The sequence below is a fragment of the Elioraea rosea genome, assembly GCF_007644105.1.
Taxonomy (GTDB): Bacteria; Pseudomonadota; Alphaproteobacteria; order Acetobacterales; family Acetobacteraceae; genus Elioraea_A; species Elioraea_A rosea.
Window position 1 is genome coordinate 20,807 of record NZ_VFAC01000019.1, and the last position, 14,472, is coordinate 35,278.

The 14,472-nt window shown below is 70.4% G+C and carries 16 protein-coding genes; 6 read left to right on the plus strand and 10 right to left on the minus strand.

All coding sequences use genetic code 11. The features are described 5' to 3' along the window. Positions 1–48: 48 nt before the first annotated feature. Both FIF60_RS12745 and FIF60_RS12750 read right to left on the minus strand, forming a co-directional pair. The gene (locus FIF60_RS12745; protein ID WP_204251187.1) at positions 49–633 is read right to left on the minus strand and encodes a c-type cytochrome; all 585 of its coding nucleotides are present in this window, start codon (positions 631–633) and stop codon (positions 49–51) included. Further along, on the minus strand, positions 633–1,844 hold the full coding sequence (locus FIF60_RS12750; RefSeq protein ID WP_239451608.1) for a PQQ-dependent sugar dehydrogenase: 1,212 nt from the start codon (positions 1,842–1,844) through the stop codon (positions 633–635). The genes FIF60_RS12745 and FIF60_RS12750 overlap by 1 nt, the downstream gene beginning before the upstream one ends. Positions 1,845–1,903: 59 nt before the next feature. On the opposite strand from FIF60_RS12750, the gene FIF60_RS12755 reads away from it, so the two are divergent. The 6 genes from FIF60_RS12755 (at position 1,904) to arfB (ending at position 5,654) form a co-directional block, all read left to right on the plus strand. Continuing rightward, positions 1,904–2,134, plus strand: a complete 231-nt coding sequence (locus FIF60_RS12755; RefSeq protein WP_144186471.1) for a hypothetical protein — start codon at positions 1,904–1,906, stop codon at positions 2,132–2,134. Positions 2,135–2,206: 72 nt separating this feature from the next. Continuing rightward, positions 2,207–3,127 (plus strand): pyrroloquinoline quinone biosynthesis protein PqqB, encoded by a 921-nt coding sequence (pqqB, locus tag FIF60_RS12760; protein ID WP_144186472.1) that lies wholly within the window; start codon positions 2,207–2,209, stop codon positions 3,125–3,127. Beyond that, on the plus strand, positions 3,124–3,858 hold the full coding sequence (gene pqqC, locus FIF60_RS12765; RefSeq protein WP_144186473.1) for a pyrroloquinoline-quinone synthase PqqC: 735 nt from the start codon (positions 3,124–3,126) through the stop codon (positions 3,856–3,858). The genes pqqB and pqqC overlap by 4 nt, the downstream gene beginning before the upstream one ends. A 1-nt stretch (position 3,859) precedes the next feature. Next, positions 3,860–4,138 carry a pyrroloquinoline quinone biosynthesis peptide chaperone PqqD gene (gene pqqD / locus FIF60_RS12770; RefSeq protein ID WP_158639196.1) on the plus strand — a complete coding sequence of 93 codons (279 nt, stop codon included), beginning with the start codon at positions 3,860–3,862 and terminating at the stop codon, positions 4,136–4,138. Next, a complete protein-coding gene (pqqE, locus tag FIF60_RS12775) occupies positions 4,135–5,226 on the plus strand; it encodes a pyrroloquinoline quinone biosynthesis protein PqqE (RefSeq protein WP_144186475.1) in 1,092 nt (363 codons plus the stop codon). The genes pqqD and pqqE overlap by 4 nt, the downstream gene beginning before the upstream one ends. Further along, entirely contained in the window at positions 5,223–5,654 is a 432-nt protein-coding gene (gene arfB, locus FIF60_RS12780; RefSeq protein ID WP_204251188.1) for an alternative ribosome rescue aminoacyl-tRNA hydrolase ArfB, read from the plus strand. Before pqqE ends, arfB begins: the two co-directional genes overlap by 4 nt. Before the next feature lie 122 nt (positions 5,655–5,776). On the opposite strand, the gene glgA is transcribed toward arfB, so the two are convergent. The 8 genes from glgA to FIF60_RS12820 form a co-directional block, all read right to left on the minus strand. After that, on the minus strand, positions 5,777–7,195 hold the full coding sequence (gene glgA, locus FIF60_RS12785) for a glycogen synthase GlgA (protein ID WP_144186476.1): 1,419 nt from the start codon (positions 7,193–7,195) through the stop codon (positions 5,777–5,779). Between the two features lie 7 nt (positions 7,196–7,202). Then, entirely contained in the window at positions 7,203–8,471 is a 1,269-nt protein-coding gene (glgC, locus tag FIF60_RS12790) for a glucose-1-phosphate adenylyltransferase (protein ID WP_144186477.1), read from the minus strand. A gap of 81 nt (positions 8,472–8,552) precedes the next feature. After that, the gene (gene ptsP / locus FIF60_RS12795; RefSeq protein ID WP_144186478.1) at positions 8,553–10,415 is read right to left on the minus strand and encodes a phosphoenolpyruvate--protein phosphotransferase; all 1,863 of its coding nucleotides are present in this window, start codon (positions 10,413–10,415) and stop codon (positions 8,553–8,555) included. Next, positions 10,405–10,752, minus strand: a complete 348-nt coding sequence (locus tag FIF60_RS12800) for an HPr family phosphocarrier protein (RefSeq protein WP_144186519.1) — start codon at positions 10,750–10,752, stop codon at positions 10,405–10,407. The genes ptsP and FIF60_RS12800 overlap by 11 nt, the downstream gene beginning before the upstream one ends. A gap of 2 nt (positions 10,753–10,754) precedes the next feature. Next, complete coding sequence (locus tag FIF60_RS12805; RefSeq protein ID WP_144186479.1) at positions 10,755–11,165, minus strand: PTS sugar transporter subunit IIA; 411 nt, start codon at positions 11,163–11,165, stop codon at positions 10,755–10,757. 105 nt (positions 11,166–11,270) lie between these two features. Next, positions 11,271–12,176, minus strand: coding sequence for an RNase adapter RapZ (rapZ, locus tag FIF60_RS12810; protein ID WP_144186480.1), 906 nt, complete (start codon positions 12,174–12,176; stop codon positions 11,271–11,273). Further along, positions 12,173–12,667 (minus strand): HPr kinase/phosphorylase, encoded by a 495-nt coding sequence (locus tag FIF60_RS12815; protein WP_144186481.1) that lies wholly within the window; start codon positions 12,665–12,667, stop codon positions 12,173–12,175. The genes rapZ and FIF60_RS12815 overlap by 4 nt, the downstream gene beginning before the upstream one ends. A 118-nt stretch (positions 12,668–12,785) precedes the next feature. Further along, the gene (locus FIF60_RS12820; protein WP_239451609.1) at positions 12,786–14,456 is read right to left on the minus strand and encodes a stimulus-sensing domain-containing protein; all 1,671 of its coding nucleotides are present in this window, start codon (positions 14,454–14,456) and stop codon (positions 12,786–12,788) included. Positions 14,457–14,472 lie beyond the last annotated feature (16 nt).

Sequence of the window (14,472 nt, forward strand, 5' to 3'; positions counted from 1 at the left end):
GGCGCCTTAGCCGAAGCGCGCCGCGGCGGCAACGCCGCCGGGCGGTGCTCAGCGCTGCAGGGCGAGGTAGTGGGCGAGCGCCTCGAGATCGGCCTCGGAGAGACCGTAGAGCGCCGCGTTCATCGCCGTGTCGGTGCCGCTGCGCTTCTGCTGCTGGTACTCGAGCATGGTGTGGAGGAGGAAGTCTTCCCGCTGCCCGGCGATTCGCGGAACCTGGTTCTGGCCCGAATAGTCCGGCAGGTGGCAGGAGCCGCAGTGATGCGTGGCCGACAGGGCCTTGCCGCGCTCCACCTTGGCCGCATCGCGCGCGGGTGGTTGCGGCTCGAGGGTGAGGCTCGCGTAGTAGGCGGCGAGGTCCTCGATGTCGCGGTCCACCACGCCCTTCATCGCCTCGTTCATCGGCGGGAAGGCGCGAATTCCCTCGCGGAACAGGATCATCTGCAGGGTGAGGAACAGGGGCTGCTGGCCGGCGAGAGAGGGCACGAGGTCGAGCTGCGAGTTGCCACCCGGCCCGTGGCAGGCCGCACAGCTCTCGGCGAGCGCCTGGCCGCGCGCGGCATCCGCCGCCGCAACCGCGCCAGGAAAGAGAAGGGCCGCGGCGAGTGCCGCGGCCCCCATCAGTGTGGTGCGCATCAACGGCGGCTGATGCGGTAGATCGCGCCGAGCTGCTCGTCCGCCACCAGGAGCGAGCCGTCCTGGAGCTGCTGCACGTCCACAGGCCGGCCGGTGAACTTCTCCCCGCTCGCATCGAGGAAGCCGGTCAGGAAGGGCTGGATGCCCGTCACGCGACCCTGCCCGTCGAGCTTCGCGACCACCACGTCGTAGCCGCTCTTCTTCTCGCGGTTCCACGAGCCGCGGCGGGCGATGAAGATCTGGTTCTCGTACTCGGCCCCGAACCCCGTGCCGCGGTAGAAGCGCATCCCCAGCGCCGCGACGTGAGGCCCGAGCTTGGCGGCGGGCTGCTCGAACTCGCTGCAGGCCCGGCGGGGCACCGCGGGGTCGTTCCAGTCGCCCACGCAGAACGGGAAGCCATGGTCCTCGCCAGAGCGGCGGACGCGATGCAGCGTGTCCTCGGGGACGTCGTTGCCGGCCCAGTCGCGCCCGTTGTTGGTGGCCCAGAGCTCGCGCGTCGCCGGGTGGAAGTCGAAGCCGACCGAGTTGCGGATGCCGCGTGCCTCGATCCGGCGGTCCGACCCGTCGGGGCGGAATGACACCAGGATGGCGTAGCGGTCACGGTCGAACTCGCAGACATTGCAGGGCACGCCGACATTCGTATAGAGCCGCCCGTCCGGGCCGAACCCGGCGAACTTCCAGCCGTGATGCTCCTCTGGCGGAAGGTTGAAGGCGGAGGTCAGGTCGGTCGGCTGGCCGGGGTTGTCGAGCTTGCCCTCGATGCCCTCCCAGCGCAGCACCTGGTTGATGGCGATGACGGTCAGCGCCCCGTCCTTGAAGGCGATTCCGTTCGGCTGCTTCAGCCCCTGGGCGATGATGCGCACCCGGCGCTGGCCGCCCTCGTCGCTGATCGCGTACACGCGGCCGATCACGCGGGAGCCGACGAACACGGTGCCGCGATCGCCGACCGCCATCATCCGGGCACCTGGCGCGCCATGGGCCCAGACCTCGATCTTGAAGCCGTCGGGCACCCGCAGGTCGTTGATCGGAAGCTCGTTCTCTGGCGTGACGGTGAGCTTCGGCGCGTGCGGCGCGAGGGTGGGGCTCATCCCGCTGCCTTCACGGCCGACGGCCCATGCGGGAACCTGCTGCTGCTGCGCGTAGGCTGGCACCGCGGCTGCGGCAAGCAGCGCCGCGCCGAGCGCGAGGCGCATGGAGGCGAAGGTCGCCATGGTTGCTTCTCCCTTGATGCTTGGCCGGCGAGGGGGCACCGGCGCGGCAACGCTCGCGAATGCGCGTTGAGCAGTCAACAGCAAGTTCAACCAACGCCAAGTTCAACCGGCCCGCGCACGCCTGGGCTGGCGTGCCGCGCCCGGCGCGCTATATGATGAGAGGTGCGGCAACAGACCGCGAGTGGGAGAACACCATGACCGAGACCTGGGAAAGCCCGGCCTTCGACGAGATCCGTATGGATGCCGAGATCGGCTCCTACGCTGACGATCTGGCCGAAGAGCGCGATTGATTCCGCCCCGGCGGCGGGGGAGCGTTCGCGCTTCCCTCGCCGCCGGCGGCCTCCAGGGCAGGTTCGCGCCCAATGCATGTTCGTGTTCTCGGCTCCGCCGCTGGAGGCGGATTCCCACAGTGGAATTGCGCCTGCCGGTTGTGTCGCGGCGTTCGCGAGGGCACGGTGAAGGCATCCCCCCGCACCCAGGAGAGCACCGCCGTATCGGCTGATGGCGAGCGTTGGGTGCTGCTCAATACGAGCCCCGAGATCCGCTCCCAGATCGAGGCATTTCCGGCGCTTCACCCCAAGGCGCCCCGGCACACGCCGATTGGCGCGATCGTGCTCACCAACGGCGATCTCGACCATGTGCTTGGGCTTCTCAGCCTCAGGGAGAGCCAGCCCCTGGTCGTCTATGCCGCGCCCTGCGTGCGGCGCGGGTTCATCGAAGGCAACAGCCTGGCCCGCACCCTCTCCCGGTTTCCGGGGCAGGTGACGTGGCACGACATCGCCGACGGCACCGACATTCCGCTTGCCGACCCGGAGGGTGCACCGCTCGGGCTGACGCTTCGCGCCGCGCCCGCGCCAGGCCGCCCACCGCCGCATCTCAAGGGGCATGTCGAGGACGACCCGCTCGAGAGCATCGGCATCGCGCTGACCGAGACCGAGACGGGTAGGCGGATGGCCTACGTCCCTGGCACGGCGGCGATCACGCCCGCGCTGCGCGGTCTGATGGACGGGGCCGATGCCGTGTTCCTCGACGGCACGTGCTGGTCGGACGACGAGCTGATCGCGCAGAAGCTCGGTACCGCGACGGCGACGAGCATGGGCCACGTTCCGGTCGGAGGCGGAGGCGGCAGCCTCGCTTCCCTCGCCGGGCTCGAGGCAGGCCGGCGCGTGCTGATCCACCTCAACAACACCAATCCGCTTCTCGACGAGGAGAGTGCGGAGCGCCGGGAGGCCGAGCGCGCCGGCTGGACGGTGGCGCATGACGGGATGGAGATCGTGCTGTGACGGAACTGATCGATCCGCTTCGTCCGCCGCTTCCGCGGGAGGAGTTCATCGAGTGGCTTCGCCGTGAAGGGGCCGCGCGCTACCACGACCATCATCCGTTCCATCACCGGATGCATGCCGGCACGCTCTCGCGCTCCGACATCCAGGCCTGGGTGCGCAACCGGTTCTATTATCAGACGCGAATCCCCATCAAGGACGCGCTGATCCTCGCCAAGTCGGAGGACCCGGCCTTCCGCCGCATGTGGATCCGCCGGATCCGCGAGCATGACGGCGACGCCGAAGGCGAGGGCGGGCTTGCGCTGTGGCTCAGGCTCGCCGCAGGCGTGGGCCTCGATGTCGAGCGCGTGCGCACCTGCGCGGACGTGCTTCCCGGTGTGCGCTTCGCCTGCGACAACTACGTTGCCCTCGTGCGGGAGCGGACGCTTCTCGAAGCGGTCGCCTCCTCGCTCACGGAGTTCTTCTCGCCAGACATCATGAGCCGGCGGATCCTCGCCTGGGAAACGCACTACCCGTGGGTCGATCCCGGAATGATCACCTATTTCCGCAATCGCGTGCGCCAGGCCAAGGTGGACAGCGAGGAGGCGATCGGCTTCGTCGTCCAGAACGCCGACACATACGCAAAGCAGCATGCCTCCGTCGCGGCGCTGATCCGCAAGACCGAGATCCTCTGGCACCTGCTCGACTGCGTCGAGAAGGACCAGGCCAAGGCGCCGGATGCGGCCGCGGCGTGAGATGTCGCCCGACGCCCGCCCTCTGCTCGCGCCGCGCGCGCGCCTCCGCGAGGACCGGCAGACCGGGCGGACGCTGCTGCTCTACCCCGAGGCGGGGCTTGCGTTGAACCTCACGGCGGCGGCGACGCTGAGGCTCTGCGACGGCGAGCGCACCCTCTCCCAGATCGCCGCACTCCTGGCCGAGCGTTTCGGGCGCGAGACCGGGGAAGTCGCCGCCGAGATCACGCCGTTCCTCGACCAGCTCGTCTCCCGCGGCCTCGTGCGCGAGGCGGCGCCATGACCGCGCCGCGGCCCTGGACGCTGGTGGCGGAGCTTACCTACCGCTGCCCGCTGCGCTGCCCCTACTGCTCGAACCCGCTCGACTGGGCGAAGCGGCGCGATGCGCTGTCCACCGCGGAGTGGTGCCGCGTTCTCGAGGAGGCCGAAGCGCTGGGCGTCGTCGGGCTCAACCTCACGGGCGGCGAGCCGCTCCTGCGCGACGACCTCGAGGCAATCGCGCGCACTGCGCGGCGGCTCGAGCTCTACACCACGCTGATCACGTCGGGCCTGCCGCTGACGCGCGAGCGCCTCGCCGCGCTCGCCTCCGCCGGCATCGATGCCGTGCAGCTCTCCGTGCAGGATGTGACGGAGGCGGGCTGCGACCGGATCGCCGGCACGCGCAGCTTCGAGCAGAAGCTTGCGGTCGCCGGGTGGGTGAAGGAGCTCGGCCTGCCGCTGACGCTGAACATGGTGCTGCACCGCTCGAACATCGGCCACGTCGCCGAAGCCGTCGCGCTCGCGGAACGGCTCGGGGCGGAGCGGCTCGAGCTCGCCAACACCCAGTATCTTGGCTGGGCGCTTCCGAACCGCGCAGCACTCCTTCCCTCGCCCGAGCAGGTGGGCGCGGCGCGCGACATCGCCTCCGCCGCGCGCGACCGGCTGCGCGGCAGGATCGACGTGCTCTTCGTTCTGCCAGACTACATGTCCGACCGCCCGCGGCCCTGCATGGATGGCTGGGGCGAGCGGTTCATCGTCGTCACGGCGGACGGGCTCGCGCTTCCCTGCCATGCGGCGCATTCGCTTCCCAACATCACCTGGGAGAAGGTGACGGACCGGCCGCTCGTCGAGATCTGGCGCGACAGCGAGGGGTTCAATGCCTATCGCGGCGAGGGCTGGATGCGCGAGCCTTGCCGGAGCTGCGACAGGCGGACGAAGGACCATGGCGGCTGCCGCTGTCAGGCTTTCGCCCTGACGGGGGATGCCGCGGCGACCGACCCGGCCTGCGGCCTCTCGCCCGACCACGCCCTCATCCTCGCAGCGCGCGAGGCCGCCGCCCGCCATGAAGAGGCGTTCCTCTACCGCTCGGGCCGCGTGCCTGCCTTGCCGTGAGCGAGCGAATCCGCGTCACGGACCGGCTGTCGCTCGACCCAGACGAACTCAGCTTCACCGCGATCCGCGCCTCCGGACCGGGCGGGCAGAACGTCAACAAGGTCTCGAACGCGGTGCAGCTTCGTTTCGATGCCGCGGCGTCGGCCTCCCTGCCAGCCCAGGTGCGCGAGCGGCTGATCCGTCTTGCCGGCCGGCGCGCGACGGGCGAGGGCGTGATCGTCCTCACGGCGCAACGGCACAGGAGCCAGGAGCGCAACCGGGAGGATGCCGTCGCGCGCCTCGTGGCGCTGATCGCCGAGGCGGCGATCGTGCAGCCGCCGCGCCGGCCGACACGGCCAAGCGCAGGCGCGAAGGCGCGCAGGCTCGAAGCGAAGTCGGTTCGCGCCGGCATCAAGTCGGCCCGCGCGCGGCCGCGGCTCGACGACTAGAGCAGCGTTCGACCTGATGGAACCAACGCTGGTTCCATCAGGTCGGGCTAAGCTGCTCTACCCATTTATGGTTCTAGAGCACGAGCTTCCGATCGATTGTTTCCAATCGATCGGAAGGTGCTCTAGCCGGCAACCTCGCGGAACAGCGCCGCATAGGCCGCCGCACGGCGCGACCAGGAGAGGTCCGTCCGCATCCCCGCCCGCTGGATCGACTGCCAGGCCTCCGGGTCGCGGAACAGGGCGACGGCGCGGGCGAGCGCGGCCTCGAGCGCGGCGACGGTGACGGGCGAGAACTGCACGCCCGTCGCCACGCCCGCCTCGACGGCGGCCTCGTTCGCGTCGATGACCGTGTCGGCGAGACCGCCGACGCGCGAGACGACCGGTACGCACCCGTAGCGAAGCCCGTAGAGCTGCGTCAGCCCGCAGGGCTCGAAGCGCGACGGCACGACGATCGCGTCTGCCCCGCCGAAGATCCTGTGCGACAGCCCCTCGTCGAATCCGATCCGCACGCCGACGCGGCCGGGGTAGCGCTGTGCTGCGGCGAGGAATGCGCCTTCGAGGGCGGCATCCCCCGTTCCGAGAAGGGCAAGCCGGCCGCCCTCCGCCATGAGCGCCGGCAGCGCCTCCGCGAGCAGGTCCATCCCTTTCTGCCAGGTCAGCCGGCTGACGACGGCGAAGATCGGCCCTGCTTCCGCGCCGAGGCCGAAGGCCTGCTCGATGGCCGCGCGGTTCGCTGCGCGCGCCTCCAGCGTGCCGGCACCGTATCGTTGCCGGAGCGTCCTGTCCGCTGCCGGGTTCCACACCGTGACGTCGATGCCGTTCACGACGCCGAGGACACGTCCCGCACGCGCGCGGATCAGCCCATCGAGGCCCATGCCGCCCTCGGGGGTGGCGATCTCGCGCGCATAGGTGGGGCTCACGGTTGTGATCCTGTCGGCGTAGTGCAGCCCGGCTTTCAGGTAGCCGACCATCCCGTAGTACTCGACGCCCTCGATCGTGAAGGCCTCTTGCGGAAGCCCGAGCGCGGGAAACACCGCGGGCGGGAACTGTCCCTGGAAGGCCATGTTGTGGATCGTCATCACGCTCGGGATGCGCGGCCCCTCGGCGAAGGCGAGATAGGCCGGCGCGAGCGCAGCCTGCCAGTCATGCGCGTGAACGAGGTCGAACCGCGCGATCGTGCCGGCACCGCGCGCGGCGATGGCGGCGGAGCGGCCGAGCGCCGCGAAGCGCTGGGCGTTGTCCGGCCAGTCATAACCGCCGGGTGCGAGATAGGGTGAGCCAGGACGGTCGAACAGCGCTGGCGCGTCGAGCACGAGTAGGTCGAGCCCGCCGGCGCGGCCCGCGAGAAGCTGGTGCCCGTCGGGCAGCGCGCACGCGACGGCGCCGGTGAGCGCGTCGCGCACCGCGGGATAGCCAGGTAGCAGGGTGGTGACCGCGACGCCATGCTCCGCGAGCGCGGCCGGAAGTGCCCCCGCGACGTCTGCAAGCCCGCCGGTCTTGACGAGCGGATAGGCTTCCGATGCGACGGCGAGGACACGCACCGGCGGCTCAGCTCCTGAGCCTGTCGATCATCGCCTGGGTGACGAGGCATACGCCGCTCTCCGTGCGCCGGAAGCGTACCGCATCGGCCGTCGGGTCCTCGCCGATGACGAGCCGTTCCGGAATCGTCACGCCGCGGTCGATGATCACCTTGTCGAGCCGCGCATGCCGGCCGATCGTGACGTCGGGCAGGATCACACTGCTCTCGATGCGCGAGTAGGAGTGGACGCGCACGCCTGTGAACAGAAGCGAGCAGCGCACAGCCCCGCCCGAGACGATGCAGTTGCCCGACACCAGCGAGGAGACCGCCTCGCCGCGCCGCCCCGCCGCGTCGTGCACGAACTTCGCCGGCGGCGTGATCTCGGCATGCGTCCAGATCGGCCAGGAGCGATCGTAGAGGTCGAGCTCGGGAACGATCGCGGTGAGGTCGATATTGGCCTTCCAGTACGCATCGACGGTGCCGACATCGCGCCAGTAGCTCGACGTCTCCTGCTCGGACCGGACGCAGGAATGCTCAAACCGGTGCGCGATCGCGCGTCCGTTGCGGACGATGAAGGGAATGATATCGCCACCGAAATCATGCTTCGAGCCCGGATCCTCGGCGTCGCGGCGAAGCTGGTCGAACAGGAAGCCCGTGTCGAACACGTAGATGCCCATCGAGGCGAGGGAGAGGTCGGGCCTGTCGGGCTGGCCTGGGGGGTCCTTCGGCTTCTCGTGGAATTCGACGATCGTGTCCGACGCATCGACCTGCATCACGCCGAAGCCCGTTGCCTCGGCCCGCGGCACCTCGAGCGCGCCGACGGTGACGTCCGCGCCGCGCTCGACATGGTCGCGCAGCATCGTCTCGTAATCCATCTTGTAGATGTGGTCGCCGGCGAGGATGACGATGTGGCGCGGCGCGTAGCTCTCGATGATGTCGATGTTTTGGAACACCGCATCGGCCGTGCCGCTGTACCAGCGCTCGTCGCCGCTTCGCTGACTGGCGGGAAGGATGTCGAAGCTTTCGTTCCGTTCCGACCGCAGGAAGCTCCAGCCGCGCTGGAGGTGGCGGATCAGGCTGTGCGCCTTGTACTGCGTGGCGACACCGATGCGGCGGATGCCGGAGTTCAGCGCGTTGGAGAGGGCGAAGTCGATGATGCGTGCCTTGCCGCCGAAATAGACGGCCGGCTTGGCGCGCCGGTCGGTCAGCTCCATCAGGCGGCTGCCGCGGCCGCCCGCCAGCACATAGGCCATCGCCTCGCGGGCCAGCGGCCCCGACCAGTCACGCGATTGCGCCATCACGCATCCCCCCGGGCGATTCCAGTCCGGCGCGGATCATAGCCCGAAGCGAGCGGGGATAGTCCAAGCCCGCCGGCAGCCTCAGGCATCCATCCTGCTGCGGAACTCGGCGACGAGCGCGGCGATGCGCGCCGGGTCGGACTGTTCCATGACGGACCGGGCGAAGCGGGCGCAATCGTCGATCGCGACCGAGCGGACCGCCTGCTTCACCCGCGGCACGGAGGCCGAGGACATCGAGAGGCTGCGGATTCCGAGGCCCAGGAGAAGGGGCGTCAGCCTCGGATCGCCGGCGATCTCGCCGCAGACCGACACCGACATGCGCATCCTGAGCGCGGCCTCGGTCGCGAACTGCATCAGCCGCAGCACGGCGGGGTGAAGCGGATCGTAGAGATGGCTCGCGCCGGTCTCCGACCGGTCCACCGCGAGCGTGTACATGGCGAGGTCGTTGGTGCCGATCGCGAAGAAGTCGCTCTCCAGCGCGAGGCTGTCGGCGGCGAGCGCCGCGCCTGGCGTCTCGATCATGATGCCGAGCGGGGGAAGCGGATCGGGGATCTCCACGCCGCGGCGGCGCAGCCTGCGGGCGACGCGGTCATACATGTCGCGGGCGGCGCGCACCTCCTCGGGCGTGGTTACCATCGGCAGCAGCACGCGCACCGGGCCGCGCGCGGCGGCGCGGAGGATGGCGGCGAGCTGCGTCTCGAACAGCTCCGTCTCCTTGAGCAGGAGCCTCAGGCCGCGCACGCCGAGGGCGGGGTTGTCGCCGCCCGCGCCGGGAACGATGCCGCGCGCAACCAGGCTCTCGATCTGCTTCTCGCCACCCCAGTCGAGCACGCGGATGGTGACGGGGTCGCCCTGCATGGCGTCGACGACCTGGAGATAGGCCTCCGCCTGCGCGTCCTCGTCGGGCACGTCGTCGCGGTTCATGAACAGGAACTCGGTGCGCAGGAGCCCGATTCCGACGGCGCCGGACTGGGCGATCATCGGCAGCTCGATCGGCAGTTCCAGGTTGGCCTGGAGCTCGACCGGCTCCTCGTCGCGCGTGATCGCGGGAAGCCGGCGAAGCTTGGCCAGCCGCTGCCGCTCCCGCGCGTAGGCAGCGACGGCCTTGCGCGCCGCGGCGAGCGTCGCGGCGGTCGGGCGGAGCGTGACCGTCCCCGCGCCGCCGTCGACGATCGCCATCGTGCCGGGGCTCGCATGCTCCATCAGCCCCGGTACGCCGAGCACGGCCGGCACGCCGAGGGCGCGCAGCATGATCGAGGTGTGGCCCTCGAGCCCGCCCTCCTCGGCAGCGACGCCGGCGAGCCGCGCAGGCTCGAGCAGGGCGGCATCGGAGGGCGTGAGGAGCTCGGCGGCGAGGATCGCGCCGTGTGGCAGCGAGGCGTAGTTGCGCCAGGGCGTGGCGGTCAGGTTGCGGGTCAGCCGCCTGCCGATCTCGCGCACCTCGTCGGCCCTGCGCTGGCGGGTGGCGCGGTCATCCGTTCCGGCGGCGAACATCGCCTCGGCCAGCGCATCGGCCTCGTCGGCCACGGCGGCTTCGGCGTTCACCCTCTGCTCGGCGATACGCTTGCGGATGTTGCGCGTCAGCCGCGAGTTGCCGAGCATCTGCGCATACGCATCGAGCAGCGGCTCGAGCTCGCGGTTGGCGTCCTCCGGCAGGATCGACAGGCGCGCGCGAAGCTTGGCGAGCTGCTTGCGCGACAGCGCCACCGCCTGGTCGAAGCGCTCGGTTTCCCAGGGCACCTGGTCCTCGAACAGCTCGCGCCGCTCGATCGTCGGGGCGCCCTCGCTCGCGGTGGCAAGCTTGCCGATGCCCACGCCCTGCGAGACGGCGAGGCCATGCAGCACGAGCTCGCCGCTCTCGCGGTCACGCCGGCTGCGCGGGGCGGAGGCAGGCTCCGTCTGGGCCGGCTGGCGGCGTGGGGCCGGCTTGGCCTCAGTCTTCATGGAAGCCGGCCTCGACCAGGCCGGCCAGCGCATCCAGCGCCTCGCGTGCGTCCCACCCTTCCGCCTCGAGCGTCACGGTGCAGCCGTGTCCGGCGCCGAGCATCATCAGCCCCATGATCGATCGTCCCGAGACGGAGGAGCCGTTCTTGCGCACGGTGACGCAGGCGGAGAATGTCTCGGCCAGCTTCACGAACTTCGCCGCGGCGCGGGCGTGCAGGCCACGCTGGTTGCAGATCACGATCTGCCGCGTCAGCGGCGGCGGCGTGTTGGCATCAGGCGCGGTGGGGAAGGGATCGGTCGGTTCCTCCGCCCCGTCGCGCGGCCAGTCGTCGATCATCGTCATCGCGGATGCTCGTCCCCGAGGAGGCGCGATGCCGCGCCGATGTACTTTCGCCCCGCTTCCTGCGCGCAGGCGACGGCCGAGCCGAGCGGCTCGCTCGACCGCACGGCCGCGAGCTTCACGAGCATCGGCAGGTTTACGCCGGCCAGCACCTCGACGTTGCGGCCGTTCATCGCAGAGATGGCGAGGTTGGACGGCGTGCCGCCGAACATGTCGGTCAGCAGTACGACGCCGTCACCCGTGTCGACGGTGGCGATGCCCTTCAGGATGTCGGCCCGGCGGGTTTCCATGTCGTCGTCGGGGCCGATGCAGATCGTCGCGACCCCCTGCTGGGGGCCGACGACATGCTCCATCGCGAGGCGCAGCTCCTCCGCGAGCCGCCCATGCGTCACGAGCACGAGGCCGATCATCGGCCTGCCTGGGTCATCGGCCGTGTCCGACCGGATGGTGCGCCCGTTTCGCGGGGCGCAACGGTGCGCAGGTGCGCTGCAGGGACATTGTGGGCCTTGATGTGATCACGCCGCGGTTCCGCCAGCGGCTGCTCCGGTTTCCGAGCCCGACCGGATGTCCCGATGGGCCACGGCGACGCGCCAACCGGCCTCGCGCAGATCGGCGCCGAGGCGTGTGGCGACCATCACGGAGCGGTGCCGGCCGCCTGTGCAGCCGATCGCGATGGTAAGGTATTTTTTCCCCTCCCGAACGTAGCGGGGCAACAGTGGAAACAGTAACCCAGTCATGCGGCCGTAGAATGCGGCGAAATCGGGGTCGTCGGCAACGTAATCGACGACGGGCTGGTCCAGGCCGGTCAAGGGTTTCAGCCCAGGTATATAGTGCGGATTTCGAAGAAACCGCACGTCGAACACGAGATCAGCCTCCCTCGGCAACCCACGCGCGTAGGAGAAACTGACGATTCCGATCCAGAGCGTTGTTTCGCTTGTTCTTGCGAAACGCGATTCGACCGCTGCGCGCAACTCGGGAAGAGGCATGACGGAGGTATCGAGCACCACGTCGGCGATCGCCTCGAGAGGCATCAGCAGCGCACGCTCGCGCTGCACGCCCTCGAGGACACTGCCCGTCTGGGCCTTCGGGTGCCGCCGGCGCGTCTCGGTGTAGCGCCGGAGCAGGGTTTCCTCATCGGCGGTGAGGAACACGACCGTCACGTCGAGCCTCGGCTCGCCCCGAACCCGCTCGACCAGCGCCGCCGCGGCCTCGGCATCGAAATCCGGCCGGCGCGCGTCGATGCCGATGGCGATCGGCGCCGCCTGGTCAGGCTGGGCGAGAAGGGTTGCGACGACGCCGAGCGGCGGGTTGTCGACGGTCTCCCAGCCCAGGTCCTCGAGCGCGCGCAGCACGGACGAGCGCCCCGCGCCGGAAAGCCCGGTGACCAGGGCGACCGAGCGGCGGCTCGCCTCGGTGGTCACGACGGCACGGCCTGGGCTGCGCTGTCGCCGAGTGCGCCGCAGCGGCTGACCGCGCGCCCGCACACGACATCGAGCGCGAGGCGGATGCGCGCGACCGCCGAGGGCAACTCCGGGTCAAGCGCGATCGCTGGCACGCGCGTGCCGACGAGGTCGATCGTCGTCTGCTCGGGCAGGCGGGGGATCGTCTCGCGCGACGCAAGGCTCGCGGCGAGCACCACCCGCGCCCGCCGGACCGACGCCCCGAGGCGGAGGATGCCGATGCCGCGCACCTCGATGAGCCCCGCGAGCGCGTCGGGTCCCGACGCGATGACCGCTCCGCCCTCCGAGGCGAGGTCGACCCTGTCATCGGCGACGAGGACGAAACCGGCATCGACGAGCCGAAGCGCGAGGTCGGACTTGCCGCTGCCTGACGCGCCGAGGAGAAGCACGGCGGCGGGCAAGGTGTCGTGCGCGGCGGGGCCGAGGGCACAGCATGTCGCGTGGATCTGCATGATGCGCGATCAGTACCGCCGCACGTGACGGGTGCCTGTCAAGCCGCGCGTGGCCAGTCTGAAGGCACAGGTTAACGCTTTGCACACGATCGCACCCGATTGCCTCGTTCGGAGGCAGTCACGCCGCGGGCAGCCTGACGACGAAGCGCGCGCCGATCACCTCGCCTGCGGCGTTGCGCCTGTTCTCTGCCGAGATCGTGCCGCGCAGCGCATCGATGATCTGGCGCGAGATCGAGAGGCCGAGGCCCGAATGCTGGCCGAAACGCTCGCCCGTCGGCCGCTCCGAGTAGAAGCGCTCGAACACGTGCTCGAGCCGGGCTTCGGGAATGCCAGGCCCCTCGTCCTCGACGGCGATCTCCACCGTTCTGCCGAGCGTCCGCCCGGTCAGGAAGATGCGCCCGTCCGGTGGGCTGAAGCTCACCGCGTTGGCGATCAGGTTGCGCAGCACCTGAACGAGACGCCCCTCCACGCCACGCACGGCGAGGCCCTCGGCGGGCGCATCGAGAACGATGCGCGCCCCGCCCTCTGCCCGCGTCGCCTCGTTCAGCTCGGCGAGCGTGGCGAGGATGGGGGCGATGTCGATCGCCTCCGTCGGCGTGCGGGACAGCTCCGCATCGACGCGGCTCGCATCGGAAATGTCGCTGATCAGCCTGTCGAGCCGCTGCACGTCCTCCGCGATGATGGCCAGAAGCCGCTGCTGCCGCTCGGGGTCGGACAGGCGCTTGAGCGTCTCGATCGCGCTGCGGATGGAGGTGAGCGGGTTCTTGATCTCGTGCGACACGTCTGCGGCGAAGCGCTCGATCGCGTCCATGCGCGCCCAGAGGGCGGAGGCGCTTTCGTCGAGCGCATCGGCAAGTTCGCCGATCTCGTCGCGCCGGGCGACGAGGTCACGCGGCACGCTGCCCGACCGGCCGCGCCCCTCGCGCATGCGCATCGCCGCCTTGGCCAGCCGCCGCACGGGCCGCGCGATGGTGGCTGCGAGATAGACCGACATCGCGACCGTCACCACAAGCGCCATCGCGACGATGGCGAGGATGGAGACACGCACCTGGAACACGGCCTGGTCGACCTCTTGCGCCTCGCGCGTGAACACCACGACGCCGACGGTGCGCCGGTTCCGGCTCACCGGCACGGCGACGGAGGCGATCAGACGGCCATCGGCGGTGCGCCGGAGTACCGGCGCGAGCTCGCCCTCGCCGGTGCGCTGGAATTCGCCCTGCAGGTCGGGCATCCAGTCCGCGCCGTCGGGCAGCGTCGGGTAGGTGAGGCCACGAACGAGCAGCGCCATCGCCGCGTCGTAGCCGTGCTCGACGAGCGTTCCGAAGAAGCCGCGCGAGGCTGGCGGCTCGGGAAGCGGCTCGGTGACGACGGTGCCGCCGGGCCCGGGCAGGACGCGGCTGTCAGCGAGGAGGATGCCTTCCGGGCTGTAGAGTCGCGCCTGCGCCCCCGGCGTGGGCTCGACGAGGCGCCGCAGCAGCGGCCTCGCGAGATCGACATTGATGCTCGGCGCGTCGGGGTTCTCGATGTTCGTCGCACTCTCGCCGATCGCCCCGGCATAGATCTGCGCCTGGGTGCGCAGTCCCGCGACCGCGGCGTCCACGAGCCCCTTCTGGTAGTCGTCGAGATAAAGGAGGGCAGCCGCAAGCAGGCCGACGGGAAGCGCGTTGACGATCAGGATGCGCTTGAGCAGGGGCGAGACGCGCCGTCGCGCGAAGCGCGGCCGCCGGGGCTCCTGCCGGCGCGCCTGCGCCGGTGCCGCCTCGGCAGCCTGCATCGCCGTGTCGGGCATGGGTGCGCGCCCCCTT

What these genes read in the sequence shown, in the direction of transcription:
- FIF60_RS12745 (WP_204251187.1), bottom strand. Translation starts at nt 633, where the DNA reads ATGCGCACCACACTGATGGGGGCCGCGGCACTCGCCGCGGCCCTTCTC.
- FIF60_RS12750 (WP_239451608.1), bottom strand. Translation starts at nt 1,844, where the DNA reads ATGGCGACCTTCGCCTCCATGCGCCTCGCGCTCGGCGCGGCGCTGCTT.
- FIF60_RS12755 (WP_144186471.1), top strand. Translation starts at nt 1,904, where the DNA reads ATGCGCGTTGAGCAGTCAACAGCAAGTTCAACCAACGCCAAGTTCAAC.
- pqqB (WP_144186472.1), top strand. Translation starts at nt 2,207, where the DNA reads ATGCATGTTCGTGTTCTCGGCTCCGCCGCTGGAGGCGGATTCCCACAG.
- pqqD (WP_158639196.1), top strand. Translation starts at nt 3,860, where the DNA reads ATGTCGCCCGACGCCCGCCCTCTGCTCGCGCCGCGCGCGCGCCTCCGC.
- pqqE (WP_144186475.1), top strand. Translation starts at nt 4,135, where the DNA reads ATGACCGCGCCGCGGCCCTGGACGCTGGTGGCGGAGCTTACCTACCGC.
- glgC (WP_144186477.1), bottom strand. Translation starts at nt 8,471, where the DNA reads ATGGCGCAATCGCGTGACTGGTCGGGGCCGCTGGCCCGCGAGGCGATG.
- ptsP (WP_144186478.1), bottom strand. Translation starts at nt 10,415, where the DNA reads ATGAAGACTGAGGCCAAGCCGGCCCCACGCCGCCAGCCGGCCCAGACG.
- FIF60_RS12800 (WP_144186519.1), bottom strand. Translation starts at nt 10,752, where the DNA reads ATGATCGACGACTGGCCGCGCGACGGGGCGGAGGAACCGACCGATCCC.
- FIF60_RS12805 (WP_144186479.1), bottom strand. Translation starts at nt 11,165, where the DNA reads ATGATCGGCCTCGTGCTCGTGACGCATGGGCGGCTCGCGGAGGAGCTG.
- FIF60_RS12815 (WP_144186481.1), bottom strand. Translation starts at nt 12,667, where the DNA reads ATGCAGATCCACGCGACATGCTGTGCCCTCGGCCCCGCCGCGCACGAC.
- FIF60_RS12820 (WP_239451609.1), bottom strand. Translation starts at nt 14,456, where the DNA reads ATGCCCGACACGGCGATGCAGGCTGCCGAGGCGGCACCGGCGCAGGCG.